This window comes from Hydrogenophaga sp. LT287 (genome assembly GCF_055702805.1).
The window spans coordinates 78071-104546 of record NZ_JBVPZC010000012.1 but is presented as its reverse complement, the minus strand read 5'-3'; the positions used below and the strand labels follow the sequence as shown (position 1 = coordinate 104546).

The window sequence follows — 26476 nt, the reverse complement described above, 5'->3', positions numbered from 1 at the left end:
CCTAACGAATGAAAGGGACTTCCCCGTCCCGAGCGAGCCGCGCACCGTGAGGCTTGCGGTTTTCGGCAACTGAGTGCCACGATGGGAAGCTCGAACTTTTCATCAACTCACTCGTTTTTGCGGAAGGGGAAGTCCATGTCTGCCATTGTCACCGTCGGAATCGATCTCGCCAAGAATGTCTTTGCCGTTCATGGTGTGGACGCCACAGGCAAGCCCGCCCTGGTGCGGCCCACTGTGCCGCGCGCCAAACTGCTCGAATTCATCGCCTCGCTGCCGCCGTGCCTCATCGGCATGGAAGCCTGCTCCGGCGCCCACCACTGGGCGCGTGAGTTTGCAAAGTGCGGCCACACCGTGCGCCTAATGGCGCCCAAGTTCGTCATCCCCTACCGCCTCTCGGGCAAGCGCGGCAAAAACGACGCGGCCGATGCCGCCGCCATCTGCGAAGCCGTCACCCGGCCCAACATGCGCTTCGTACCGATCAAATCGATTGAACAACAAGGCCAGTTGCTGGTGCACCGTGCCCGCCAGGGTTTTGTGGAGCAGCGTACCGCCACCTTCAACCGCATCCGGGGTCTGCTCTCGGAGCTGGGCATCGTGCTGCCGCTCAAGGCAGCCGTGGTGCGCCGCGAAGCCATGGCCCGCCTGGAGGATTTGCCCGGCTGGGCCAACACGGTGATTGGGGACCTGCTGAACGAGGTCGCCCGGCTCGACGAACGTATTGGCCAGTACGACCGGCACATCCAGACCATGGCCCGCCAAAGCACGCCCGCGCAGCACTTGATGCAATTGGCGGGCATTGGCGAGACCACGTCCACGGCGCTGGTCAGCACCGTGGGCAATGGGCACGACTTTGCCTGCGGCCGCCAGTTCTGCGCCTGGCTCGGGCTGGTGCCCGGGCAGTACAGCTCAGGTGGGAAACAGCGCTTGGGCCGCATCACCAAGGCTGGCGACCCGTACCTGCGCAGCCTGCTGGTGATGGGCGCCAGGGCGGTGCTGGCGCTGGCGATGAACAAGACAAACCCCAGACAAGACCCGGTCAGCCGCTGGGCTCGCGCGCTGGCCGAGCGGCGCGGCTACTGGCGCGCGGTGGTGGCCGTGGCGGCCAAGAACGCGCGCATGTGCTGGGCGGTGTTGCAACGTGGGGAGGGGTTCAAGATGCCTGCCTGAACCACGCCTGCCACGACTTGAAGTGACATGACATCCGAGATCCCACAGTCCGCCGCGTGAAGGCCTAAAGTTGATGTGCAAAGGTTGGACCTGCGCTGGGGAATGCTCGATTAGCTCAAGGGGATAACGGGGGAGAAATCTCCCCAAGCCCGACTAACGAATGGAGCCCCCGGCGCGCGTCTTTCATCAGGGTCCGCTGCCAGCAGATGCAGCACCAATGACCGTTTGTAGTACCGCCGTCCGCACCCTTTGCATCACGACATCAACCGCCCGCCGTCTGCTGCGAATGTTGGATCTGATTGGAAAAACTGGAATACCGATACCTGGGTCTATTGCTGCGCAATAGACCCAGGATGGAGGCTGCTTGCAATCTGGGGGGAAGCCCTTGTAGTAATGTATACCGCAAAACCTGCGGGATATTCTGGACAGTGCGGGATATTCTGGTCATTTCAACCCGCTGAAAGTACAACCAAATCAACGGCTTAGATGCTGAGGCCTGTTTTTTAACACAGGTACAAGTAAACCACAAAACCCGGCATGCTCGTCTACCCAATGACCGCATTGTTTGGGGCTTGAATGCGGCGGGCATGGGATACCCGATTTGGGTCGCAAACAGCCCCTCACCCCCCAACCCGCCGAGCCTCCACCTCAAACGGGTTGTCCCAATCCACATGCCGCCCCCGCAGCCCCTGCCAGGCGCCGGCCAGCAGGTAAGCCGGTAAAAACAGCGGGCCCCAGCGTTCGCACTGGCGCACGTGCACCTGCTCGTGCGCACGCAGGCGCTCCAGCGCTTGCGCGTGGGTGCCCACAATGACGTGGCCGAAGGTGATGGCGGCGAACGGCCAGGTGCGCCGGGGTGGCTGGCGCAGGGCGGTGATTTCGAGCGCGCCGCCGACCCGGCGAATGCGTGCGCCCAGTGGCAACAGCAGCAGACCTAACGCCAGGCCAATGAGGGTGTTGGGCGCGGCCCAGAGCATGCGGGCCGTGCGCATCACCCAGAAACCCCGTGAGGGCTTCAACAGGCTCAGCCCGAACGGTTGTGGCATGTGGCACCCATCCGCATCACGACACGATGTAGGCGCCCGAGCCGCAGGACAGCAGTTTGCCGTCTGGCCCCAGAAATTCCATGCGGGTGGACGCCACGCGCGAGCCCAGGCGCATGACTTCGGCGCGCAGTTCAAAGTGGCTGCCGATGCCGGGGCGCAGGTAGTCGATGCGCAGGTCGATGGTGCCGAGTTTGGCGAAGCGGTGCAGGCGTTGTTCGGGCGCTTCGTCCATGTGGCGCGCGCCAATGGCGGCCATGCAGGCGAGGCCGCCCATGGCGTCGAGCCCGGCGCTGATGACGCCGCCGTGGATGCGGTTGTAGCTGTAGTGGCCCACCAGCTCGGGTTTCATGTCGATGCGGGCGGTGACGCGTTCGGGCAGCACGCTGGTGATCTTCAGGCCGAGTACCTGGTTGAAGACGATTTTTTCTTCAAAGATGGCTTTGAGGCCGGTGATGAAGGCTTCTTCAAATTCAGCGGGCGGGGTGGTGGTTTTGGTCATGCGGGCATTGTGGGGATTGGTGAGGGCTGGCGCCTGGGCGCCACCTTTGAACGTAACCCGTGATTTTGAGGGTTGGCGAGTGGCGCTACAGCCCCAGCTGGCGGGCGGCCAGTTCTTTCATGATGTCTTCGGCGCCGCCGCCGATCATCATGACCTTGACTTCGCGGTAGATGCGCTCGCTGGTGGTGCCGTGCATGTAGCCCATGCCGCCGAGCAGTTGCACGGCGGCGTCGGCACAAAACTGCATGGTCTGGGTGGCGTGGTTTTTGAGCAGACAGACCTGCGCAACCCATTCCGTCCCCTGGTCGCCGTCATCGGCGCGGGCGCCCAGCGCGTCCACCCAGGCCTGGGTGCTGGCGATGCGCATTTGTATGTCCATGAACTTGTGGCGAACGGCCTGGCGTTCGATAAGGGCGGCGCCGAAGGTGTGGCGCTGGCGGGCCCAGGCCAGGGCTTCGTCAAAGCAAGCCTGGGCAAAACCCAGCGCCATGGCGGCCAGGGCCAGGCGCTCGCCGTTGAAGTTGCCCATGATGATGCGAAAGCCGGCGCCCTCTTCCGCCAGCAGGTAGTGCGCGGGCACGCGCACGCCGTCAAACCTGAGGTGGGCGGTGTCTGAACAGTGCCAGCCCATTTTGCGCAGCGGGCTGCGCGAAATGCCGGGCAAATGGCCGGGCACCATGAGCATGGAAATGCCGCTGGCTCCCTGGCTTTGCAGGTTGGTGCGCACGGCGAGCGCGATCCAGTCGGCGCGTATGCCCGAGGTGATGAACACTTTTTCACCGTTGACCACGTAGTCGCTGCCGTCAAGCCGGGCGGTGGTGCGCAGGCTGGCCACGTCCGACCCGCCGCCGGGCTCGGTGATGCCCAGCGCGGCGATGTTGTCACCGCGCAAAACGGGCGGGATGATCTCGGCCTGCTGCTCGGGCGTGCCGTGGGCCAGCAGGGGCGGCAAGCCAATGTTGTGTGAAAACAGGCTGGCCATGACGCCGCCGCTGCCGCCGTGGCGTGCCAGGGTTTGCGACATGGCGTTGCGCGCCGACCAGGGCGCGGGCGTGCCGCCCAAGGCTTCGGGGTAGCCCAGGCCCAGCAAGCCCAGCCGGGCGGCGTCGCCGTAGAGCGTGCGCGGAATTTCACCCGCGTCGTCCCAGGCGCTCACGTGGGGCGCAATGGCCTGGGTGGCAAAGCGGCGCACGGTGTCGATGAGAGCGCTGCGGTCTTCGGCGGTGAAGTCGGTGGGGCTGGGGTGGCTCATGGGGTGCGCCTGGGGTGTGAGCGGTTGGGTGAACGGGTGGCGGGCTCTGCTGTGCATACCTCCCTGCCCCGCTGGGGGCCGGTTGGGGCGGGGGCTCTGGCGGTGCCGTTGCACAGGCCATGCAAAAGTGTTGCGCGTTGCACCCATGCTTTCGCGCGCGGGCCCCCATCCCAGCCTTCCCCCAGCGGGGGAAGGGGCCGGACACGGCGGCTGGGTGAGAGCACCTTGAAGGGCATGCCGATCAGACCGCAAAGGTGGCCAACAGCTGGCCGGGCGCCACTTGCTGGCCCACGGCAGCGTGCAGGCTTTCCACCGTGCCGTCGCGCGGCGCGGCCAGGGTGTGTTCGAGCTTCATGGACCCAATGACCAGCAGCGGCGCACCGCGCACCACGGTGTCGCCCACCTGGGCGTGCAGAGCCAGCAGTTTGCCGTTGAAAGGGGCACGCAGGTCGCGCCCTGCGGTGGCACCGCCTGCGGCTGCGCGCGGGGCAAAGCTCAGGTCGTCCAGCCACAGGTCCTGGCTGGCCTGCGCTGCGGGCAGTGAACCGCCGCTGACCTGCACATGCCAGCGCGGCACACCGGCCACCGGCCCCAGGGCCACGGCACGGGCCTGCCAGCCCACGCCGTCCAGCGTAATGCAGCGCTCGCCCGCAAGGCCAGCCAGCACCTGGGCCACATGGGTTTGCTCGTTCAAAACCACCCGCACCGCGCCGCCGCCGGTTTCTTGCACGCTGAGCGCGAGGGTGTCGGCGCCCACGCGCCAGCGCAGGCTGCGTGCGTAGGGGCTGGGCAGCGCGGCGGCCGGGGTGGCGTTGGCGTAGAGCGCGGCCAGCGAGGCCACCACCAGCGCGGCGGGGGTGGGCTGCAGGGCGGTGCGCACGGCGGGGCCGTGGTCGGCCAGAAACGGAATGAGCGCCCCACCCGCGCGAAACACCGGGTGCTGCAGGCAGCTGGCCAGAAAAGCGCGGTTGGTGGGCAAGCCCAGCACCTGGGTGTGCGCCAGCGCGTGGCCCAGGCGGTCCATGGCTTCGGCGCGGGTGGGCGCGTGGGCGATGAGTTTGCCCAGCATGGCGTCATAAAACGGGGTGACGGTGCTGCCGGTTTCCAGCGCGTGGTCAAACCGCAGGCCAGGCGCCGCGGCGGGCGCGCTGAAATGGCGCACGCGGCCGGTGTGAGGCGCGTGGACGTCGTCTTCGGCGCACAGGCGCACTTCGATGGCATGGCCTTGCCAGCGCACATGGTCTTGCGTGAGCGGCAACGGCTCGCCGCGCGCAATACGCAGTTGCCATTCGACCAGGTCGAGGCCGGTGAGCATTTCCGTGACCGGGTGCTCGACTTGCAGGCGCGTGTTCATCTCCATCAAAAAGAAGCTGTTTCGGGCTGAGCCACCCTCCGTTCGGGCTGAGCCTGTCGAAGCCCTCGCACACCCCTCCTCCTCCAGCAAAAACTCCACCGTCCCCGCGCCCACATACCCCGCCGCCTGCGCCAGCGCCACGGCGCAGCGGCCCAGCTCGGCGCGAAGCGCGGGCGACACCGCCGGGCTAGGCGCTTCTTCAATGATTTTTTGGTGGCGGCGCTGCACCGAACAGTCGCGTTCACCCAGGTGGATGCAGTGGCCGTGGGCGTCGGCAAACACCTGCACTTCCACATGGCGCGGGCGCAGCAGGGCGCGTTCGATCAGCAGGTCGCCGTTGCCAAAACCGGCCAGAGCTTCTGACCGGGCGCTGTGCAGCGCGGGATGCAGCTGGGCCATGTCGGTCACCAGGCGCATGCCGCGCCCGCCGCCACCGGCCGCCGCCTTCACCATGAGCGGAAAGCCCAGGCGCGCGGCCTCGGCCTCAAACACCTCGGGGCTTTGGTCGGCGCCCGCGTAACCCGGCAAGCACGGCACGCCGTGGGCCAGCGCCAGGGCCTTGGCGCCCGACTTGCTGCCCAGTGCACGAATGGCGGCCGGCGGCGGCCCGACCCAGACCAGCCCCGCGTCCACCACGGCCTGGGCAAACGCTGCGTCTTCGCTCAAAAAACCATAGCCGGGGTGCACCGCGTCGGCACCCGTGGCGCGGGCGGCGGCCAGCAGCAGGTCTGCCCGCAGATACGAATCGGCCGCGCTCAGGCCGCCCAGCGCCACGGCGGTGGTGGCTTCGCGCACGTGCAGGGCATCGCGGTCGGCGTCCGAATACACGGCCACGGTGTCAATGCCCATGGCGTGGGCGGTGCGGATGACGCGGCGGGCGATTTCGCCCCGGTTGGCAATCAGCAGGCGTTTCATGCGCCGTCCGCCCCGGTGTGCACCCAAGGCGCGGGCTGCTTGCGGGCAAAGGCCACCAGGCCGGCTTCGGCTTCCGGGCCGCGCAGGGCGGCGGCGAAGGCCAGGGCGGCTTCGTCGCGCAGGTCGGGCACGCGGCCGCGCAGGCGCTGCAGCAGGCGCTTGGTGCTGGCCACGGCGCCGGGTGCGGCGTGGTTCAGGTGTTGCAGGGTGTCGTGCAGTGCGGCTTCCAGCGCGCCGTCGGCGGCCAGGTCGTTCACCAGCCCCAGGCTCTGGGCCTCGGCAGCCAGCCAGCGGCGCCCTTGCAGCAGGCACTGGCGCGCCGCGGCGTCGCCCAGGCGCATCCACACAAAGGGCGCAATTTGGGCCGGTGGCAGGCCCAGCGTGACCTCGGGTGTACCAAACAGCGAGCGCTCGGTGGCGATCACGTGGTCGGCACAACACACCAGGCCCAAGCCGCCGCCCATGGCCGGTCCGTCCACCGCGCACACCAGCAGTTGCGGCAGCTCGGTGAGCGCGTGCAACACGTCGCCAAAGCTGCGGTTGGCGGCCAGCAGCGGGTCGGTTTCGCCGGGTGGCAAGGGCTGGCCAATGGCGCTGGCGAAACTGCCCAGGCTGCCACCGGCACAAAACGCGCCGGCCGCGCCGGTGAGCACCACCACGCGCAGCGCCTCGTCGTGTTTGGCGCGCAGGCACGCCTCAAACAGCGCCAGCACCATGCTGTCGCTCAGGGCGTTGCGGGTCGCCGGATCGTTCAGCGTCCAGCGCTCCACATCGCCATGCCGCACCACCAGAAAATTGCTCATAGAGATCACCCGTTAGATAGAAGTGCATTCACCTGGGGGAAGCCGCGTCAGCGGCGCGGGGGGGTCTTCTGCATCCCCATGCTTTTGGCCAAAATGCCCAGCATCACCTCGTCGGCCCCGCCACCAATGGAGGCCAGGCGGCCGTCGCGGTACATGCGTGAAACCTTGTTTTCCCAGGTAAAGCCCATGCCGCCCCAAAACTGCAGGCAGGTGTCGGGCACCACGCGGTTCAGCCGGCCGGCCTTGAGCTTGGCCATGGTGGCCCATTCGGTCACGTCTTCGCCGGCCACATAGTGTTCGCAGGCCATGTAGGTGAGCGCGCGCAGGCTCTCCACGTCGGCTTTCAGTTCGGCCAGCTTGAATTGCACCCACTGCTGGTCGGCCAGCGTGGCGCCAAACAGCTTGCGCTCGTGCGCCCAGTCCACCGTCCACTGGATGCAGTTGCTCAGGCTTTGCAGCGTGCTGGCGGCGCACCACAGGCGCTCTTCCTGAAACTGCTGCATCTGGTAGATGAAGCCTGCGCCCTCTTGCCCGATGCGGTAGCGCTGCGGCACGCGCACCTCGTCGAAATAGATCAGGCCGGTATCGCTGCTGTTCATACCAATTTTTTTGATCTTTTTGCCCACTTCAATGCCAGGCAGCAGCCGGCCGTTTTCGCGCATGGGCACCATCACCAGGCTTTTGTTTTTGTGGGCGGGGCCTTCGCTGGTGTTCACCAGCATGCACATCCAGTCGGCCTGCAGGCTGTTGGTGATCCACATCTTTTGGCCGCTGATGACGTAGTCGTCACCGTCTTTGCGCGCAAAGGTCTTGATACCCGCCACGTCGCTGCCGGCGGCGGGCTCGCTCACGCCAATGCAGCCCACCATGTCGCCGGCAATGGCCGGGGCCAGAAACTGGGCGCGCAGTTCATCGCCGCCAAAGCGGGCCAGCGCGGGCGTGGCCATGTCGGTCTGCACGCCAATGGCCATGGGCACGCCGCCGCAGTCAATGTGGCCCAGCGCCTCGGCCATGGCCAGGCTGTAGCTGTAGTCCAGGCCAGCGCCGCCAAAGGCTTCGGGCTTGGTGAGCCCCAGCAAGCCCAGCTGGCCCAGGCCCTTGAACACCTCGTGCGCGGGGAAAATTTCAGCGGCTTCCCATTCGTCTACATGCGGGTTGATCTCGTCTTGAATGAAGCGCTTGAGCGTGTTTTGAATTTCGCGGTGTTCGTGGGTGAATTGCATGGCTGGTCTCCTGGGTCAACGGGGCCGTTCGCCCTGAGCTTGTCGAAGGGTTCACCAACGCGTTGGCGAGGGCTTCGACAGGCTCAGCCCGAACGGGGGGATCTACATTCGCGCGACGCCAAACTGCATGGGCCGGGGCTGGTGGGCTGCGGCCTCGGCGCAGGTGTCCAGGCAAAAGCTCAGCACAGCGCGCGTGTCGCGCGGGTCGATCACGCCATCGTCCAGCACCAGGCCGCTGGTGTAAAACGCGTCGGCCTGGCTTTCAAACACGTTCACGATCTGGTCAAACTGGGCCTGCATCTGTGCCGGGTCGGGCGTGATGCCTTTGCGCGCCATGCCGGCCTCGGCCACGATCTGCATGGTGCGCGCGGCCTGCTCGCCGCCCATCACGGCGGTGCGCGCGTTGGGCCAACTGAACAGAAACCGCGGCGCATAACCCCGGCCGCACATGCCGTAGTTGCCCGCACCAAACGACGCGCCGCACTGGATGGTGATTTGCGGCACGGTGGCGCTGGTCACGGCCTGGATCATCTTGCTGCCGTGTTTGATCATGCCGCCCTGCTCGCTGTCTTTGCCCACCATGTAGCCGGTGGTGTTTTGCAGGTAAATGATGGGGTGGCCGAGCTGGCACATCCACTGGATGAAGTGCGTGGCCTTGTTGGCGCCGGCCACGTCGATGGGGCCGTTGTTGCTGATGAGGCCCACCGCATGACCGCCGATGCGGGCTTGCGCGCACACCGTGGCGGCGCCGTAGAGCGGTTTGAACTCGAGGATGTCGGACGCGTCGGTGATGCGCAGCATGACCTCGCGCATGTCCACCGGCTCGCGGTGGTGGGCGGGCATGAGGGACAGGAGGTCTTCGGCGGGGAAGTGGGGGCTTGCCGCCCAGTCCCCACCCCAGCCACCGCTGCCGTCTGGCTCCCTCCCCCTCTGGGGGAGGGCTGGGGTGGAGGCTCGCGCCGCCAACCGCCCCACCACCGACCGCGCCAGCCCCAACGCTTCCCGGTCGTCCTCCGCCAGATACTCCCCCAGCCCCGACACGCTGGTGTGCATTTCAGCCCCGCCCAGCTCTTCTTCGGTAGCCACCTCGCCGGTGGCGGCCATGAGCAGCGGCGGCCCGGCCAGAAACGCCCGCGAGCGGCCACGCACCATGATCACCACGTCTGAAAGCCCCGGCATGTAAGCCCCGCCGGCGGTGCCCGAACCGTGCTGCACGGTGATGACCGGCAAGCCCGCTGCCGAATGGCGCGCCAGGTTGCGAAACAGGGCGCCGCCGAGCACAAAGCCTTCCACCTTGTATTTGGTGAGGTTGGCGCCCGCGCTTTCCACCAGGTGGATGAAGGGCAGCTTGTTTTCCAGCGCAACGTCTTGCACGCGCAAAATCTTTTCCAGCCCGCGCGCCTGAATGGCGCCGGCTTCAATGCCCGAATCGCTGGCCACCACCATGCAGCACACGCCGCTGATGAAGCCCATGCCGGCCAGCATGCCGCCGCCGGGCACCGAGGTGTTGGGGTCCGGTGTGTCTTGCAAAAAACCGGCCAGCGAACACAGGGGCACAAATGGCGCCCCTGGGTCCAGCAGCAGCGCCAGGCGCTCGCGCGGCAGCAGCTGGCCGCGCTTGTCAAACACCGGTTTCGATTTGGCCGACGCCTGCGCGGCGCGGTCTTCCAGCGCGCGCAGCTGGGCGATGCGCGCCAGCATCGCGTCGCGCCGTTGCTGGGCTTGCGGGCTCTGGGGGTTGAAACAAGACTCAAACATGTGCGCCCACCGATCTCCGCTCAAACCGAAAAAAACGCCGTTCGGGCTGAGCCTGTCGAAGCCTTGGCACCGGTGTGGGTGGGCCCTTCGACAAGCTCAGGGCGAACGGGGTTGGGCTCTGGGCGAGCGTGTGTTTTTTCATTCCTGAAACACCTTCGGCGTCACATAGCGGTGAAAGCCATCAAACGGGTTCACCGCGTCGCGGGTCTGCACCTCAACGGGCGCGGCCGCCTGGCCCCAACCCATGCGCACCTGGGGGCGGGCGCCGTCCACGCGCAGCACGCTGCCGCTGATGAAGCTGGCCGCCGGCGAGAGCAAAAACACAATGGCAGCAGACGTTTCGGCCTCGTTGCCAAAGCGCCCGGCGGGCACGGTGCCGCGCATCTCGCGCAGCATGTCGCCGGCCTCGGGCGGGTAGTGGTCCATGCCGCTGGAGGCGATGTAACCCGGCGCCACGGCGTTCACCCGCACGCCGCTGCGCGCCCATTCCAGCGCCGCCGTTTCGGTGAAGCTCACCATGCCTGCACGCGCCGCGCCGCTGTGGCCCATGCCGGGCATGGAGCCCCACATGTCGGCCACGATGTTGACGATGGATCCGCCATGCGCCTGCATGCTTTGCACATAGCATTCGCGCGCCATCAGAAAGCCGCCGGTGAGGTTGGTGTCGATCACCGCCTGCCAGCCCTTGGCGCTGATGTTTTCCAGCGGGGTGATGTACTGCCCGCCGGCGTTGTTCACCAGGCCGTCAATGCGCCCGTGCGCCGCCACGATGGCCGTGACCACGGTGCGCACCGCGTCTTCCTGTCGGATGTCGCAGCTGTGAAAACTGGCGCGACCACCGTCGGCCACGATCTCGCCGGCCGTGTCTTGCAGTTTGGTCAGGCTGCGCCCGATCAGCACCACATGGGCGCCCAGGCTGGCCAGTTCGTGCGCGGTGCAGCGCCCAATGCCCGAGCCACCGCCCGTGACCACCACCACCCGGTGCGCCAGCAGCCCGGGCGCAAAAGCCGAGCGGTATGCACCGCCCGCTGAAGCGTTGGGTTTCATGTCGGATCCTTCAAAAAGAGCTGCAGCGCGGTTTCGGTCAGGTCGTCCAGCGTGGCCTGGCGGGTCGCGTCGTACCACTGCACCGACCAGTTCAGCGCGCCAAAAATCATCAAGCGCGCCAGCCCCGGGTCGCCCTGCAGTTCGCCGCTGGCGTGCAGCGCCTGCAACACCGGCACCCAGGCGGCTTCGTACGCGGCCTTCAAACGGTTCACCTCGGCGCGCTGCGCTTCGCTGAGCGAGCGCCATTCGTAGAGCATCACGGGAATGAAGTCGCTGTCGGGGCCCAGCAGCACCTCAAAATGGCTGCGCACCAGCACCCGCAGGCACTCGCGCGCGCTCAGGGGCAGCGGGTCGTCGGCACCACTTTCGGCGGCGGCACCCACCGCCTCGGCCTGGCGTTGCAGCGCACTGCGCATGCCTTCTTGCATCACCGCGCCCAGCAGCGCGGCCTTGTTTTCAAAGTGATAAAACGGCGAGCCCGAGCGCATGCCTGCCGCAGCGGCAATGTCGCGCGTGCTGGTGGCGGCAAAACCCTGCTGGCGAAACAGGCGCGCAGCCGCGTGCAGCACCGCCTGGCGGCGGTTGCCGTCGTCTCGCTCGTCAGCGGTTTTGCGCGGACGGCCGCGCGAGCGGCGTTGGGCGTCGGGGGCGGCAATGTCAGGGGTCGCAGGGCTCATGGTGGGTCACGATAGCAGCCCTCCTTATTTTCAGCAAGCAAATGCTCTGCATAAATAAAACCACCTGTCACGCGCTGGACAAACAGGCGCCAGCCTTGACATTCCTCAAAGAGTCCCCGGACCGCACAGCCACCCTGACCACGCTGTGAATAAGATTGAACTATGCATGGACCTTTTACCGAATTTGCCATCCTTCTCCTGATCTGTGCCTTGGCAGGCGCGGTGTTTGTGCGGCTGCGCCAACCGGTGCTGATCGCCTACATCGTGGTCGGTGTGGTGGTGGGGCCGGCCGTGTTGGGGCTGGTGACGGCGCACGACCAGATCGACCTGCTCGCGCAGGTGGGCGTGGCGGTGCTGCTGTTTGCGGTGGGTTTGAAGTTGGACCTGCACCACATCCGCCACATCGGGCCCGTGGCGCTGGCCACGGGGCTGGGCCAGCTGGCGTTCACCATCGTCATTGGTTTTGCCATCATCCTGGCGTTGGGGCGTGAGCTGATGGACGCCATTTATGTGGCCGTGGCGCTCACGTTCTCCAGCACCATCATCATCGTGAAACTGCTGTCGGACAAGCGCGAGCTGGACAGCCTGCACGGGCGCATTGCGGTGGGCTTTCTGATCGTGCAAGACCTGGCCGTGGTGGTGGCCATGATGGCCATGAGCGCGCTGCGAGGCACGGGCGAGGGCGGCGGCGACACCGGCCTGCTGGACGTGGCGCTGTCGCTCGGCTGGCGGCTGACCCTGGCGGCGGTGCTCATGTATGTGCTGATGCGCTGGGTGCTGCCGGTGGTGGTGGCGTCCATGGCGCGCTCGCAAGAGCTGCTGCTGGTGTTTGCCATTGCCTGGGGTGTGGCCCTGGCGGCGCTGGGCGAATGGGCCGGATTCAGCAAAGAGGCCGGCGCCTTCATGGCCGGCTTTTCGCTGGCCACCACGCCTTACCGCGAAGCCATGAACGCCCGACTAACCGGCATCCGCGACTTTCTGCTTCTGTTTTTCTTCATCGACCTGGGGGCCAAGCTCGACTTCTCCACCCTGGGCGCCGAGGTGGTGCCGGCCATCGTGCTGTCGGTGTTTGTGCTGGTGGGCAACCCGCTCATCGTGATGGCGATCATGGGTTACATGGGTTACCGCAAGCGCACCGGCTTCATGGCCGGCCTGACCGTGGCGCAGATCAGCGAGTTCTCCATTGTGTTTGTGGCCATGGGCATCACGCTGGGCCACATCGGCGTGCAGGCGCTGGGCCTCACCACGCTGGTGGGGCTGATCACCATCACGCTGTCCACTTACATGATTTTGTATTCGCAACCGCTGTACGAGCGGCTGGCGCCCTAGCTGGGCGTGTTTGAGCGCAAAAATCCGTTTCGCGAAATTGCCGCCGAACAGCAGCCCGCGCAAAACAACCCCGCCGAGGTGATCGTGTTTGGCCTGGGTCGCTACGGCAGCCGCCTGCTGGTGCAACTGCGCGCGGCCGGCATTGAAGCCGTGGGCGTGGACTTTGACCCCGAGGCCGTGCGCGCGCTGCAGGCGCGTGGTTTGCCGGTGTATTTCGGCGACGGTGAAGACGCCGATTTTCTGGAAAGCCTGCCCCTGAAGCACGCCCGCTGGGTGATCACGAGCTTTCCGCAGTGGGAGTCCAACCGCGCGCTGCTGCACGCCTTGCAATCGGCCCGCTACAGTGGCGAGGTGGCGGGTGTGGTGCGCGATGCGGCCCACGGCCGCGCCATGACTGAGGCGGGCATACAGCGTATCTTCAACCCGTTTGACGACGCGGCCGACCACGCCGCTGAACGCCTGGCCCACGACATTCGCCACAAGGAGCAAGCCCCATGAAACCGACGCAACCGATCCTGGCGGTGACCGACTTTTCGCCACTGGCCCGGCACGCTGCCGAGCGCGCGGCCCGCTTGGCCCATGAAACCGGTGCGCCGCTCACACTGATGCATGTGATGCAGGCCAGCGCCCTGCACAACCTGCGGCAGTGGCTGGGCACCAGCCACCCGCTGGCCACCCAGCTGGAGGCTGACGCCCAACAACAACTCGACCAGCTTGCGGCCGATCTGCACACCGCGCGGCATGTGAGCGCGCGCACGGTGCTGGCCAGCGGGTCGGTGCTGGACGAAATTGGCCAGAAAGCCGAGGCACTGAACGCCGCACTGCTGGTGCTGGGCGCGCGTGGCGAGGGTTTTTTGCGCCGCCAGGTGCTGGGCACCACGTCCGAACGCTTGCTGCGCCGCACCACGCGCCCGGTGCTGGTGGTGCGCCAGACGCCCCACGCGGCTTACCGCCGAGTGATGGTGGCGCTGGACTTTTCGCCCTGGTCGTTGCAGGCGCTGGCGGTGGCGCGCAGTGTGGCGCCGCATGCTCACCTGGTGTTGTTCAACGCCTTTCAGGTGCCCTTTGAAGAGAAACTGCACTTTGCCGGCGTGGACGCCACCACCATTGAGCACTACCGCCAGCAAGCCCGCACCCACGCCGTGCAGCAGGTGCATGCACTCGCCGCCAGTGCGGGGCTCAAGGCCGGCCATTGGGAGCCTTGCATTGTGGAAGGCGACCCGTCCCTGCGCATGACCCAGCAAGAGCTGGCACTCGACTGCGACCTGGTGGTGCTGGGCAAACACGGTCAGTCGGCAGCCGAAGACTTGCTGCTGGGCAGCGTGACCAAACACATGCTGGCCGAGGGCAGCGCCGACGTGTTGGTGTCTACAGCAACATGAAGCGCTCCCACCGCGCGTTGCGTGCCCCCGGCTTTGGCGCGCGTCCTTGGTTGAACGGTTTTGCGCTCGGCTCGGTGGAGGCCTGCACATGCCGCTGAGCACACCCGGCCCCCTGCTGCGCGCACTGGCCTGCGTGGCGCTGGCCGCCGTGGTGCACCAGGCGGTCGAGGCGCCCAGCGCGCTGCGCGCGGGCTTGGCTCTTTTCACACTCATCGGTGCGCTGTGGATGACCCAGGCGCTGCACCTGAGCGTGACCGCGCTGCTGGTGCCGCTGCTGGCCGTGGCGGCCGGGCTCATGGGCATGCGCGAGGCCCTGGCGTCGTTTGCGCACCCCATCATTTTTCTGTTTCTGGGCGGCTTTGCGCTGGCTGCGGCCTTGCAACAGCAAGGGCTAGACCGCGCCCTGGCCCACGCCGTGCTGCGCCTGGCGGCCGGGCACCGCGCCCGAGCCGTGGCGCTGCTGTTTGGCCTGACCGCGCTGCTTTCCATGTGGATCAGCAACACCGCCACCGCCGCCATGGTGCTGCCCATGGCCCTGGGACTGCTGCGCGACGGCGATGAACACGAAGCCGACACGCCTGACGGCATCGGTCCGCGAGAGCGCATGTTTGTGCTGCTGGGCGTGGCCTACAGCGCCAGCATTGGCGGCATTGGCACGCTGGTGGGCAGCCCGCCCAACGCCATTGCGGCGGCGCAGGCGGGCATTGGCTTTGCCGACTGGCTGCGCCTGGGCCTGCCCATGGTGGCGCTGCTGATGCCCCTGATGGTGGGGGTGCTCTACCTGATGCTGCGCCCGCGCCTGGGCGGACGCATGGTGCTGGAGCCGCAGGCCTTTGAATGGACCAGCGCCCGGCGCACCACGCTGGCCATCTTTGGTCTGACGGCCGCGGGCTGGGTCGGCTCCGCACCGCTGGGCCAGGCGCTGGGCATCACCGCCGACCTGGACAGCTGGATCGCCATCGCGGCCCTGGTGGCCCTGGTGGCGAGCCGCACCCTGGACTGGGACACCATCGAAGGCCAGACGCACTGGGGCGTGCTGCTGCTGTTTGGCGGTGGGCTGGCGCTGAGCCAGGTGATGCAGGTGAGCGGCGCCAGCGCCTTCATGGCTGACGCACTGGTGGGTGCCGTGCAAGGGGCGCCTGCGCTGTGGCTGCTGCTGGGCGTGGTGGCCTTTGTGGTGTTTCTCACTGAGCTCGTGAGCAACACCGCCAGCGCCGCGCTGTTAATCCCGATTTTTCTGGGGGTGGGGCCGGCGCTGGGCTTGTCGGGGCCGCTGCTGGCGGCTGCCATCGCGGTGGCGGCGTCGTGCGCGTTCATGCTGCCCGTGGCCACGCCCCCCAACGCCATTGTGTTTGCCACCAACCTGGTGCCGCAGGCCACCATGATGCGCTGCGGCCTGGTGCTCAACGTGGTGTGCATTGGCGCCATTGCCCTGGTGGCCGAGGTGGTTTTTTAATGGACAGCCTATGGCATTCGATCAGCCTGCTGGTGGGCGGCTTGGGCCTGTTCCTGCTGGGCATGGCCATGATGACCGACGGCCTCAAGCTGGCGGCCGGCCCGGCCCTGCACAACATTTTGACCAAGGCCACACGCACCCGCTGGCACGCGCTGGGGTCGGGCGCACTGGTCACAGCCATGGTGCAGTCGTCCACCGCGGTGGGCGTGGCCGCCATCGGTTTTGTCAACGCCGGCCTGTTGGGGCTGGCGCCCGCGGTGTGGGTGGTGTTTGGCGCCAACGTGGGCACCACCATGACCAGCTGGATCGTGGCGCTGGTGGGCCTGAAGTTCAGCGTGGAGGCGCTGGCGCTGCCGCTGGTGGGACTCGGCGCGGTGATGCGCCTGGCCGGTGAACACCAGCGGCGCGGCGCGCTGGGCACGGCGCTGGCCGGCTTTGGCCTGCTGTTCATGGGCATTGGCCTGCTGCAACAGGCTTTTGTGGGCCTGGGCGACCAGATCAGCCTGCCGCAGGGCACCGACGCGCTTTCGGTGCTGACCCAGCTGGGCATTGGCCTGCTGATGACGGTGCTGATGCAGTCGTCCAGCGCGGCCATGACCATCACCCTGGCGGCCGCCCAGAGCGGGCTCATTGGCCCGCAAGGCGCTGCAGCGGTGGTGATCGGCGCCAACATCGGCAGCGCGGTGACCACCGCTCTGGCGGGCATTGGCGCCACGCCCAACGCCCGGCGCACCGCCGCCGCCCATGTGATCTTCAACCTGCTCACCGGCACGGTGGCGCTGCTGCTGTTGCCCTGGCTCATTGCCGCCTTGACCACCGCACGCGAAGCGCTGGAGCTGCCGCCCGACCCCGCCACCAAGCTGGCGCTGTTTCACACCACCTTCAACGTGCTCGGCGTGTTGCTCATGTGGCCGCTGGCCGACCGCCTCACCCGCTGGCTGCTGCAGCGCTTTCGCGCACGCGAAGAAGACGAAGCCCAGCCCCGCTTTCTGGACGACAACGTGTTGGCCGTGCCCACGCTGGCGCTGGACGCGCTGGAGCGCGAGGTGACCCGCTTCGGGCAGCTGTGCGTGCGCATGGCGCGTGCCGCCTTGGGTGGCGCCGCACCCACCGCGCTGGTGAGCGACCAGACCGTCATGACCCAGCTCGACGCCGCCGTGGAGGCATTTGTTGAGCGCATGAGCCGCTCGGCCCTGACCGCCCGGGGCAGCGAACGGTTGGCTGAGCTGCTGCGCATACAGCGCTACTACGCAACCTGCGCAAGCCAGGCGCTGGCCGCGGCCCCGCTGCAACTGCCTTCGGCCGCTGACGCCGCGCTGATGGAGCACCACCAGGCCTTTGTGGCGGCCACGCAGGCACTGCTGAGCGCCCACGACGAACCGGCGCCAGCCGGCACGGCGCTGGACCCTCAGGCCATGGAAGCGCGCTACCAGGCGCTGAAAGCCGCCGTGCTGGCTGCGGCAGCCTCAGGCATGCTGCCGCTGGCCGACATGGAAACCCTGCTGGGCCGCTACAGCGCCTTGCGGCGCGCCGTGCAGCAAGCCCTGAAGGCGCGCAGCCGGCTGCACGTCCAGACCGCCGGGTAAGCAGGCTGTGGGCCTGCGACGGACCTGGCGCCAGGTCTGAGCCGGCCCACCGCCCACCATGCAGCGCTCGCACCCATCGGGTTTACCCTGGAATTCTCAACAGAAATGTCCCGTTTTAACGAATAAATCATCCATATTTGTCTGCTTTTTAAAGCGGCGCGTGTGCCTTAACCTTCAATCCGTTTTATTCCCTTTTTACCGGAGACCTTGATGAAGAAGTCCCTTTCGCTGCTGGCCATGGTGTTTGCCTTGGGCCTGTCCACCGTGGCCATGGATGCCGAGGCGGCTCGCCGCATGGGCGGCGGCAAGTCGCTGGGCATGCAGCGCGACGCCACCCCGGCCAAAGCGCCCACAGCAACCCCTGCGCAAACGCCATCGGCCGCTCCTGGCGCTGCGGCTGCAGCACCGGCCGCCGCCGCTGCCGCTTCCAGCCGCAGCAAATGGATGGGTCCCATCGCCGGCCTGGCGGCGGGCATTGGTTTGATGGCACTGGCCTCGCACCTGGGCTTTGGTGAAGGTCTGGCCAACATGCTCATGATCGGCCTGATGATCATGGCCGTGCTGGCGGTGGTGGGCATGGTGATGCGCAAGCGCGCCGCCGCCCAGGCTGGCTCCAGTGGTGGCATGGCCTACGCCGGCGCTGGCGCAGCAGGTGGCTCGCAGCAAACGCCCGCCTTCAAAGCGGCCATGCCGGCTGCGGCCTACACGGGCACGGCTTCGGGCGGCTCCATGATCGGCGCTGGCATTGGTGCCAACGCTGCTTCCGGCAACCGCATCCCGGCCGACTTTGATGTGGCCAGTTTCGTGCGCAACGCCAAGGTCAACTTCATCCGACTGCAAGCCGCCAACGACGCCGGCAACCTGGACGACCTGCGCCAGTTCACTACGCCAGAAATGTTTGCCGAACTGAAAATGGACCTGGCCGACCGCGGTGCCGCTGAGCAGCACACCGACGTGGTGCGCATCGACGGTGACGTGATCGACGTGGAAGAAAACGCCGACGGCTACGTGGTGAGCGTGCGCTTCACTGGCGAAACCCGTGAAGGCGACAGCGCGGCCACCGAAACGTTTGACGAAATCTGGCACCTGAGCAAGCCCCGCCAGGGCTCGGGTGGCTGGTTGCTCGCTGGCATTCAGCAAATGCAGTAAACCCGCTGCGCGCCTGGCCACAACGCCAGGCAAAGCCGGTTCCTCAAGCCCCTGCGCGCCAGCGCCGGGGCTTTTTGCATGTTGGAGCGCAGTGGTCTGGCCAGCGCAAGCGTTGCGGGCACACATCGATAGGCACGGACGGGGGGGTGCGACGCATCTCTTACTGCTTAAGGCGTATATTGATGGCGTCACGCACACCACCATTCACCCAAAAATAAGCCGCTCACCATGGCCCTGCACGAAATTGTTTACGCCAGCATCGCGAGCAAGCCACTGAAGCCGCACGAGCTGCACGCGTTGCTGGTCCAGTGCCGCAGGGACAATACAGCCCTCGGCATCACGGGCATGCTGGTCTACCACGCTGGCAAATTCCTCCAGTTGATTGAAGGCGAACGGGCGGTCATCACAAACCTGTACGAAACGATCACCAGGGACAGCCGGCACCTGACGGTGGACAAGATCTGGGACGCCCCGCTGAAAGCCCGCAGTTTTTCCGACTGGTCCATGGCTTTTGTGAGCGACCACGCACTGGCACTGGCGGCCACGGAGGGCTATGCGCTGCTGACCGCCCAGGAGCTTTTTGCTGAAAGCGGCGACGCCACCGGCAAAAAACTGCTGCTCAGCCTGCGCGACCACCTGCTGCGCAGCCATTGAGGGGCTGAAAGCGGCAGCAAGGGACGCGTGGCGCCCTGCGCGGGGCCCGACAATAGGTGCATGGACACTTACCTCATCATCCTGGCCTTGGGCGTGGGCGCCTTCGTCATGAAAAACATGGAGCAGCGCCAGCGTATTGGCTTGCTCAGCGGCTATCTGCGCAAGTACCAGCTGGAAAAGCTGATGGAAAACCTGACCGAAGGCTACCTGCGGGCGCTGGGCGAAAGCGACCCCCAGCGCAGCGAACCGATCTGGCGCATGCTGGTGAGCACCGAGCAGTCGGTGGCCGACCAGATGGGCCGCCTGGCCGCCGACATGGCCCACATGGGTGAAGAACAGGCCCGCGTGCTGCGCTGGCCAATGGCGGTGCCCCTGGCCAGCCGCTGGCTGCCCGCAGCCACCTTCGACCTGCGCCAGCTCATGGCCATTCACGCCAAGGGTTTCGCCAGCGCTTTGCAAAATACAGCTGGCCTGACTCGCAAAGAACAGGCGTTCACGCTGTCGGCCGAGCTGTTTTTGTTCCAGCACACCTGCCACTGGTATTGCCGCTCCAAAGCGGTCGCGTCGGCACGCATGCTGGCTCGACAGAAAACGTCGCACGAACAGGTGCTGAGCGCGGTGTTGCCCCAAACACGCCAGGCCTACAGCGCGCTGGTGGGCGCGGCCTGACAGCGGGGCCAGGCTTGTGGCGCCCGCATTGCCCGTTCTGTATTCGTTTCGCCGCTGCCCCTACGCCATCCGGGCGCGACTGGCGCTGTGCCAGGCCGGGGTGCCCGTGGAACTGCGCGAGGTGGACCTGAAACGCAAGCCGACGGAGCTGCTGGTGGTGTCGCCCCAGGCCACCGTGCCGGTGTTGGTGACCGAAACCGCGGGGGTGTTGACGCAGAGCCTGGACATCATGCACTGGGCACTGGCGCAGGCCAGCGACGCCAGCTGGCTGCAGCGGGGCGACGGAGCGCTGGCACGCCAGCTGGTGAGCACCACCGACAGCGACTTCAAACACTGGCTGGACCGCTACAAATACCCCGAGCGCCACCCCGATCGCGCACAGGCGGCCTACCGTAACGAAGCGATACGTTGCCTGATCGAACCACTGGAAGCCGCCCTGCTGGCCAGTGGGCACCTGGGTGGTGATGGCCCTTGCTGGGCCGATGCGGCGGTGTTCCCGTTTGTGCGGCAGTTTGCCGCAGTGGACGCCGCGTGGTGGACCGCATCGTCCTGGCCCGCCAGCCAGCGCTGGCTGACAGGCTGGCAAACCAGCGCCTTGTTTGCCACCTGTATGCAGAAATACCCGGTGTGGCAGCCCGGCGATACGCCGCAGCGTTTTCCCGGCTAAGGCGTCAATCGCCGCCGCCGTCCGTTGCGTCTGTGGTGGTTTCAGTGGCGGGCGCTGAGGGCGTCTTTTCGGGAAAGCACATTCGCTCGCCGTTCCACTGCTGGCCGCACCAGCAGAGGCCTTCGTCGTTGATGATGCAAGTGCCTGTGCCGCAGCAACGGTCGTCGTCCATGGTGATCGTCCTGATAAAAAGAGTGCAGCGGCTACACGTGCGCTGCATCACCCGCGAGCTTACGCGGGTCCCAAAAACCTGACAGCCCACCGCCCTTCGGCGGCGCCACGTTGAACGCTCAGAGCTGAGAAAAGTCGGGCTTGCGGCGCTCCATGAACGCGGTGAAGGCCTCGCGCGCAGCCGGCTCGCTGAGCATGCGGCCAAAGCTCTGGCCTTCCTCGGCCATGGTCGCCATCACTTGCTGTGACTGGCCTTTTTTCATCAGGCGCTTGGTCTCGATGAGCGAGCTGATGGGCTTGGCCGCCAGCTTGCGCGCCACGCTCTGCGCATAGCCCGCCGTTTCGGTGGGGGGCAGCACACGGTTGACCAAGCCCACTTCCAGTGCCGCCTCGGCCATGAAAGGCTCGCCCAGCAGCAACGCTTCTGCCGCGCGGTGGTAGCCCAGCATCTGGGGCACCAGCAAGCTTGAAGCGGCTTCCGGGCACAGACCCAGGTTGACGAAGGGCATGGAAAAAGCGGCGTTGTCGCCGGCGTAGACCAGGTCGCAATGGAACAGCAGCGTGGTGCCAATGCCCACCGCCGGGCCACACACCGCGGCAATGACGGGCTTGGGGAACTGCGCCATTCCGCGCAGGAAGCGGAACACCGGCGAGTCGTGCGTGGCGGGCGGGTTGTTCAGAAAATCGCCAATGTCGTTGCCGGCAGTGAACACCGTCTCGACACCCTGAAACACCACGCAGCGCACGCTGGCATCGGCTTCTGCGGCCTGCAGCGCGTCGGCCAGGGCGCCGTACATGGCGGCGGTGATGGAGTTTTTCTTGTCGGGGCGGTTGAACGTGAGGGTGCAAACGCCGGCTTCGGTGTGGACGAGGATATCGCTCATGGTCAGTGAAGTGTCGCTGGATGGAGACGGCCTGCGCCAACCCTGTTCAGGGGTTTGAAGGCTGACCGTCGGGAGCTGGAAGTTACCCAATCAGGCATTGCGCAAAGTCCTGGACCAGACAACAACGCCGTGGCGGTTTTGCGCAAGCTTTGCAAATTAACACGAAAGGTGCGCGCCGTCTGGGTTCAGCTGCCCAATACGGGACACGCACCCTACACTTTGGGCTGCCGCAAACGGGCTTGCCCGTGGCACCCATTTTTTGACCTCGCTCACCCCGAGCGCCCCACCCATGCCTACCGCTTCCGCCTCCCTTCGTTTGCTGCACCGCCTGCTGCTCTTGGGCTTGGCCGGCGCCACGTTGGCGCTGGCCGCACCGCTCTGGGCCGCCGAGCCTGCGCCGCGCACAGACACCGCCGCCCGCCCGGTGGTGGGCCTGGTGCTTTCGGGCGGCGGTGCGCGCGGGTTTGCGCATGTGGGCGTGCTCAAGGCGCTGGAGGCCGCGCAGGTGCCGGTGGACCTGATCGTGGGCACGTCCATGGGCGCAATCATTGGCGGCCTGTATGCCAGCGGCATGAGCGCCGAAGAACTGGAGCGCGAGATATTGGCGGTGGAATGGGGCGACCTGTTTGACCGCCGCGAGCCACGCCAGCTGCTGTCGCAGCGCCGCAAGGAAGAAGACTTCGAGCTCTCGCCGGTGTTGCAGCTGGGTTTTCGCGACGGCGAGTTTCGCCTGCCCAGTGGCGCCGTGTCGACCCGCTCGCTGGAAATGCTGCTGCGTCGCTACACCCTGTCAACCCGCCACCTGGCCACGTTTGACGGCCTGCCCACCCCCTTTCGCGCGGTGGCCACCGACATGGAAACCGGCCAACCCGTGGTGATGGAACACGGCGACCTGGCGGCTGCGTTGCGCGCCAGCATGTCGGTGCCGGGCGTGTTTGCCCCGCTGGAAGTGGACGGCCGCCTGCTGGGTGACGGCGGGCTGGTGAACAACCTGCCGGTGAACGTGGCCCGGCGCATGGGGGCAGATGTGGTGATTGCGGTCAACATCGGTACCCCACTGGCTGGGCGCGAAACGCTGGGCAGCGTGCTGGGTATCACGGCGCAGATGGTCAACATCCTGACCGAACAAAACGTGCAGGCCAGCATCGCCACGCTGACCACAGAAGACTTGCTGCTGTTGCCGCCGCTGGGTCAGCTCACGTCGGCCGACTTCAACCGGGCGGCCGAGCTGGTCAAAATTGGCAACGATTACGCCCAGAGCATCAGCGAAGCCCTGGTGCGCTTTGCGGCCGAGCCAACCCGTTACCAGCAATGGGCCAACGCGCGCCGCACACAGCTGGCGGCCAATACCCAGCGCATTGGGCGCATTGCCAGCGTGCGCTTTGAGGGCGTGAGCGAAGAGCGCGCCCAGCGCCTGGCCGTGACCCTGGACACCGCGGCAGGCTTGCGTGTGGACGTGCCGCTGATTGAAGGCGACCTGCAAAAACTGGCCGCTACCGGTGACTACGAACGGGTGGACTACCGCCTGAGCCGGCGTGAAAACAGCGGTGAAGAGGACCTGACGATTCGCCTGCGCCCCAACGACTGGGGCCCCAACTACCTGCGCGTGGGCCTGGACCTGCGCACCGATTTCCAGGGCCAAGGCGCTTTCAACCTGCGCATCAGCCACAACCGCCACTGGCTCAACGAGCACGGCGCCGAATGGCGCAACCGCGTGCAGCTGGGCGAAACCCTGGGTCTGTATTCTGAAATCTACCAGCCGCTGGACAACGCCAGCGAGCGCTTTGCGGCGGCGTATGTGGACGCGAGCCTGCGCAAGGTGGAGCTGTTCGGCGCCAACGGCGATGCGCTTGCACTCGTGCAGCGCCAGGGCATTCAGGTCGGTGCTGACGTGGGCTGGCCCATGGGTTTGCTCGGCAATCTGGGTGACATGCGTGTGGGCGTGGTGGCCTCGCAGCGGCGCACCACGCCCGAGCTGGTGGCCGGACTGGTACCGAAGGAGGTGGTGCAATCGCTGGGGTGGCGCGAAGTGGGCCTGCGCGCAGCCGTCATTTCAGACCAGCTCGACTTCGCCAACTTTCCGTCGGACGGCTACCGCTTGAAAGGCGAGGTGGTGGCGGGCCGGCGCAGCTTCGAGGGCAACAGCAGCACCAGTTTCACCCGCATGGAAGGCACCGCCACCGGGGTCAAGACCTGGGGCGTGCACACCTTCAACCTGGGGGCGCGTTTCGCACGCGCCAGCCAGATCCCGCCCGGGGCACTTGACGAGTATTCGCTCGGCGGCTTCCAGCAACTGTCGGGCTACCGGGTGGGCCAGGTGGCGGGCAATTACCTGCTGTTTGGGCGCCTCACCTACTACCAGCGCCTGCCGGTGCGCATCGGGGTGGCAAGAGCCCTGTTTGCGGGTGGCTCGCTGGAAGCGGGCAACGCCTGGGCGCAAAGCCGCGACATCAGCTTTGATGGTTTGCGGGCGGGCAGCAGTCTGTTTGTAGGCGCCGATACCGGCATTGGGCCGCTGTACCTGAGCGTGGTGAGCGCACCCCGCGGCTACACCGGGCTGTACCTGTTCCTGGGCCGGCCGTGAGCCAGCTTCAGTTTTTGTAGTACACCACCTGATGGCTGGTGGCCAGCAGGTGGCCGGCTTCGGTCCAGAGCTGGGCGGTCTGGTCAAAAAAACCGTTACGAAAGGCCTGCGCCCTCGCCTGGCCGAGCACCCAGCCGTGGCCCACCTCGGCCAGCAGCGCGGAGCCCGCGTGGAAATACACCGTCATCGACACCGTGCCCGCAGGGACGTGTGTGGCGCGGCGCAGCCAGATGCGCGGAAAAAACACATCGGCCAATGCAGCGAGGCCGCAGAGGTCCAGCGAACGTGGCTGGTGCTCACGCATCCACAGCCGCGAGAGGCTGTCGCTGCCCGTACCGTCCCAGCTGTTCGGGATCGCGCCTTCGATAGGGCGCATCTCGTAGCGCCTGATCCACTCGACCGGTGACGGCACGGTGTACGGCGGCACCTCGGCCGGGGTCGGAACAGCCGGCATGGGCTCGTCGTCCACACTCCAGGTTTCACGGCGCGCGGCGGTCACGGCCGACGCAGTGACCACCGTCTCAGCCTCGCCCGAAGCGGCGATCTGCGTGATCGCCATGACCCAGTGCTGGGTCGAGCGGTTGGTGCGCACCGGCTGCGCAGACACCGTGAAAGGGCCGTCGGCCAGGGCGGCGCAAAAGTTCACGGTGAGCGACAGCGGCTCGCCGAGCAAGGCGGGATGCTGCATCACCGCGTTCAGCACCGTGGCCGCCGTGATACCGCCAAATGGCCCCACCATGTTGGCGTAGGCGGGTGACGTAGCACCGGTGTACTGGCCATCACCGGTGGCGGTGAGCGCGATGGCCTGGTCAAAGATGTGTGGGTTCATGGGCCCCAGTTTGCAGAAGACGGCGCCGATCCTGAGTCGTCTCCGAGACGATGTGCATTCGGCAAGGGCACCGCGGAACCGGCTTTGCCGGGCCGCCAGTGCCGCCCCCCTTGGGGGGGGGTGACGCGAAGCGGCGCGGGGGGGCGGGTGTTCACACCCGCTCAAAAATACCCGCAGCGCCCTGCCCCATGCCCACGCACATCGTCACCATGCCGTACTTCTTGTTGTGCCGGCGCAGCGCGTGCACCACGGTGGCCGCACGGATGGCACCGGTGGCGCCCAGCGGGTGGCCCAACGCAATCGCGCCGCCCATGGGGTTGACCTTGGCTGGGTCCAGGCCCAGCGTGTTCATGACCGCCAGCGACTGCGCGGCAAAGGCTTCGTTCAGTTCAAACCAGTCGATGTCGTTCTGGTGCAGGCCGGCGTATTTCAGCGCGGCCGGAATGGCTTCCACCGGACCAATACCCATGATGTGCGGCGGCACACCGCGGCTGGCGTAGCTCACGAAACGCGCCAACGGCGTGAGGTTGTAGCGCTTGATGGCCGACTCGCTGGCGAGGATCAGCGCACCCGCACCGTCGCTGGTTTGCGAGCTGTTGCCGGCGGTGACCGAGCCGCGGGCCGCAAACACCGTGCGCAGGCGCGCCAGGCTCTCGGCCGTGGTGTCGGGGCGCGCGCCTTCGTCGAGGCTCACGGTGCGGGTGGTGGTGGTCACCTCGGCGGTCTCCAGGTTCACCTGGCGCTCGGTCACTTCCACCGGCGTCATTTCGTCGGTGAACTCGCCCGCCTTCATGGCCGCCACGGCGCGCGCGTGCGACTGCACGGCAAAAGCGTCTTGCGCGTCGCGCGACACCTTCCATTGCTGCGCCACCTTCTCGGCCGTGAGGCCCATACCGTAGGCAATGCCGTATTTTTCGACGTCGTCGGTGTTGCTGAAAATGGCGGGCGACAAGCTGGGCGAATTGCCCATCATGGGCACCATGCTCATGCTTTCCACACCGGCGGCAATCATCACCTCGGCCTCGCCGACCCGGATGCGGTCGGCCGCCATCTGCACAGCCGACAGGCCCGACGCACAAAACCGGTTCACGGTGATACCGCCCACCGTGTTGGGCAGGCCCGCCAGGATGGCGCTAATGCGCGCCACGTTCAGGCCTTGCTGCGCTTCGGGAATGGCGCAGCCACAAATGATGTCTTCAATGGCCTTCGGGTCAAGACCCGGGGCCTGGACCAGCGCCGAGCGCAGCGCAATGGCCAGCAGGTCGTCGGGGCGCAGGTGCTTGAACGAACCCTTGTGCGAGCGGCCAATGGGGGTGCGGGTGGCGGCGACGATGTAGGCGTCTTGAATCTGTTTCATGGGAGGTGCCTTCGGTAT

At 66.6% G+C, this 26476-nt stretch carries 24 protein-coding genes; 11 read left to right on the top strand and 13 right to left on the bottom strand.

Annotated features, from left to right (window positions below; genetic code table 11):
- Nucleotides 1-135 precede the first annotated feature (135 nt).
- Nucleotides 136-1167: an IS110 family RNA-guided transposase gene (locus AC0GNR_RS11320; RefSeq protein WP_472900876.1), complete on the top strand. Its 1032-nt coding sequence runs from the start codon at nucleotides 136-138 to the stop codon at nucleotides 1165-1167.
- 620 nt (nucleotides 1168-1787) lie between these two features.
- On the opposite strand, the gene AC0GNR_RS11315 is transcribed toward AC0GNR_RS11320, so the two are convergent.
- The 9 genes from AC0GNR_RS11315 to AC0GNR_RS11275 form a co-directional block, all read right to left on the bottom strand.
- Nucleotides 1788-2213 (bottom strand): signal peptide prediction, encoded by a 426-nt coding sequence (locus AC0GNR_RS11315; protein WP_472901060.1) that lies wholly within the window; start codon nucleotides 2211-2213, stop codon nucleotides 1788-1790.
- 16 nt (nucleotides 2214-2229) lie between these two features.
- Nucleotides 2230-2712, bottom strand: a complete 483-nt coding sequence (locus AC0GNR_RS11310; protein WP_472901059.1) for a thioesterase family protein — start codon at nucleotides 2710-2712, stop codon at nucleotides 2230-2232.
- 85 nt (nucleotides 2713-2797) lie between these two features.
- Nucleotides 2798-3964, bottom strand: coding sequence for an acyl-CoA dehydrogenase family protein (locus tag AC0GNR_RS11305; protein WP_472901058.1), 1167 nt, complete (start codon nucleotides 3962-3964; stop codon nucleotides 2798-2800).
- Nucleotides 3965-4205: 241 nt separating this feature from the next.
- Nucleotides 4206-6233 (bottom strand): ATP-binding protein, encoded by a 2028-nt coding sequence (locus AC0GNR_RS11300; RefSeq protein ID WP_472901057.1) that lies wholly within the window; start codon nucleotides 6231-6233, stop codon nucleotides 4206-4208.
- Nucleotides 6230-7036 (bottom strand): enoyl-CoA hydratase/isomerase family protein, encoded by an 807-nt coding sequence (locus AC0GNR_RS11295; RefSeq protein WP_472901056.1) that lies wholly within the window; start codon nucleotides 7034-7036, stop codon nucleotides 6230-6232. The genes AC0GNR_RS11300 and AC0GNR_RS11295 overlap by 4 nt, the downstream gene beginning before the upstream one ends.
- 47 nt (nucleotides 7037-7083) lie before the next feature.
- Nucleotides 7084-8259, bottom strand: coding sequence for an acyl-CoA dehydrogenase family protein (locus AC0GNR_RS11290; RefSeq protein WP_472901055.1), 1176 nt, complete (start codon nucleotides 8257-8259; stop codon nucleotides 7084-7086).
- 102 nt (nucleotides 8260-8361) lie between these two features.
- Nucleotides 8362-10017, bottom strand: a complete 1656-nt coding sequence (locus AC0GNR_RS11285; protein WP_472901054.1) for an acyl-CoA carboxylase subunit beta — start codon at nucleotides 10015-10017, stop codon at nucleotides 8362-8364.
- A 138-nt stretch (nucleotides 10018-10155) separates the two neighbouring features.
- On the bottom strand, nucleotides 10156-11064 hold the full coding sequence (locus AC0GNR_RS11280; RefSeq protein WP_472901053.1) for an SDR family oxidoreductase: 909 nt from the start codon (nucleotides 11062-11064) through the stop codon (nucleotides 10156-10158).
- Nucleotides 11061-11741 (bottom strand): TetR/AcrR family transcriptional regulator, encoded by a 681-nt coding sequence (locus AC0GNR_RS11275; RefSeq protein WP_472901052.1) that lies wholly within the window; start codon nucleotides 11739-11741, stop codon nucleotides 11061-11063. The genes AC0GNR_RS11280 and AC0GNR_RS11275 overlap by 4 nt, the downstream gene beginning before the upstream one ends.
- A gap of 162 nt (nucleotides 11742-11903) precedes the next feature.
- Between AC0GNR_RS11275 and AC0GNR_RS11270 the strand changes: the two genes are divergently transcribed.
- From AC0GNR_RS11270 to AC0GNR_RS11230, 9 genes are all read left to right on the top strand, one after another.
- Nucleotides 11904-13070, top strand: a complete 1167-nt coding sequence (locus tag AC0GNR_RS11270) for a cation:proton antiporter (protein WP_472901051.1) — start codon at nucleotides 11904-11906, stop codon at nucleotides 13068-13070.
- 6 nt (nucleotides 13071-13076) lie between these two features.
- Nucleotides 13077-13568 (top strand): NAD-binding protein, encoded by a 492-nt coding sequence (locus AC0GNR_RS11265; RefSeq protein WP_472901050.1) that lies wholly within the window; start codon nucleotides 13077-13079, stop codon nucleotides 13566-13568.
- The gene (locus tag AC0GNR_RS11260; protein ID WP_472901049.1) at nucleotides 13565-14452 is read left to right on the top strand and encodes a universal stress protein; all 888 of its coding nucleotides are present in this window, start codon (nucleotides 13565-13567) and stop codon (nucleotides 14450-14452) included. Before AC0GNR_RS11265 ends, AC0GNR_RS11260 begins: the two co-directional genes overlap by 4 nt.
- 88 nt (nucleotides 14453-14540) lie before the next feature.
- Nucleotides 14541-15908 carry an SLC13 family permease gene (locus AC0GNR_RS11255; RefSeq protein ID WP_472901048.1) on the top strand — a complete coding sequence of 456 codons (1368 nt, stop codon included), beginning with the start codon at nucleotides 14541-14543 and terminating at the stop codon, nucleotides 15906-15908.
- Nucleotides 15908-17494 (top strand): Na/Pi cotransporter family protein, encoded by a 1587-nt coding sequence (locus AC0GNR_RS11250; RefSeq protein WP_472901047.1) that lies wholly within the window; start codon nucleotides 15908-15910, stop codon nucleotides 17492-17494. Before AC0GNR_RS11255 ends, AC0GNR_RS11250 begins: the two co-directional genes overlap by 1 nt.
- 210 nt (nucleotides 17495-17704) lie before the next feature.
- On the top strand, nucleotides 17705-18643 hold the full coding sequence (locus tag AC0GNR_RS11245) for a Tim44 domain-containing protein (RefSeq protein WP_472901046.1): 939 nt from the start codon (nucleotides 17705-17707) through the stop codon (nucleotides 18641-18643).
- 228 nt (nucleotides 18644-18871) lie between these two features.
- Nucleotides 18872-19297 carry a BLUF domain-containing protein gene (locus AC0GNR_RS11240; protein WP_472901045.1) on the top strand — a complete coding sequence of 142 codons (426 nt, stop codon included), beginning with the start codon at nucleotides 18872-18874 and terminating at the stop codon, nucleotides 19295-19297.
- Nucleotides 19298-19357: 60 nt separating this feature from the next.
- Entirely contained in the window at nucleotides 19358-19966 is a 609-nt protein-coding gene (locus AC0GNR_RS11235; protein WP_472901044.1) for a hypothetical protein, read from the top strand.
- Between the two features lie 16 nt (nucleotides 19967-19982).
- Nucleotides 19983-20633 (top strand): glutathione S-transferase, encoded by a 651-nt coding sequence (locus tag AC0GNR_RS11230; RefSeq protein WP_472901043.1) that lies wholly within the window; start codon nucleotides 19983-19985, stop codon nucleotides 20631-20633.
- 4 nt (nucleotides 20634-20637) lie between these two features.
- On the opposite strand, the gene AC0GNR_RS11225 is transcribed toward AC0GNR_RS11230, so the two are convergent.
- Nucleotides 20638-20805 (bottom strand): hypothetical protein, encoded by a 168-nt coding sequence (locus tag AC0GNR_RS11225; protein WP_472901042.1) that lies wholly within the window; start codon nucleotides 20803-20805, stop codon nucleotides 20638-20640.
- A 118-nt stretch (nucleotides 20806-20923) separates the two neighbouring features.
- Nucleotides 20924-21688 (bottom strand): enoyl-CoA hydratase, encoded by a 765-nt coding sequence (locus tag AC0GNR_RS11220; protein WP_472901041.1) that lies wholly within the window; start codon nucleotides 21686-21688, stop codon nucleotides 20924-20926.
- Between the two features lie 289 nt (nucleotides 21689-21977).
- On the opposite strand from AC0GNR_RS11220, the gene AC0GNR_RS11215 reads away from it, so the two are divergent.
- Nucleotides 21978-24272, top strand: a complete 2295-nt coding sequence (locus AC0GNR_RS11215; protein WP_472901040.1) for a patatin-like phospholipase family protein — start codon at nucleotides 21978-21980, stop codon at nucleotides 24270-24272.
- A gap of 7 nt (nucleotides 24273-24279) precedes the next feature.
- Here AC0GNR_RS11215 and AC0GNR_RS11210 read toward each other — a convergent pair whose 3' ends face one another.
- Together AC0GNR_RS11210 and AC0GNR_RS11205 are read right to left on the bottom strand one after the other, a co-directional pair.
- Nucleotides 24280-25101 carry an acyl-CoA thioesterase gene (locus AC0GNR_RS11210; RefSeq protein WP_472901039.1) on the bottom strand — a complete coding sequence of 274 codons (822 nt, stop codon included), beginning with the start codon at nucleotides 25099-25101 and terminating at the stop codon, nucleotides 24280-24282.
- Between the two features lie 151 nt (nucleotides 25102-25252).
- Entirely contained in the window at nucleotides 25253-26458 is a 1206-nt protein-coding gene (locus AC0GNR_RS11205; RefSeq protein ID WP_472901038.1) for an acetyl-CoA C-acyltransferase, read from the bottom strand.
- Nucleotides 26459-26476 lie beyond the last annotated feature (18 nt).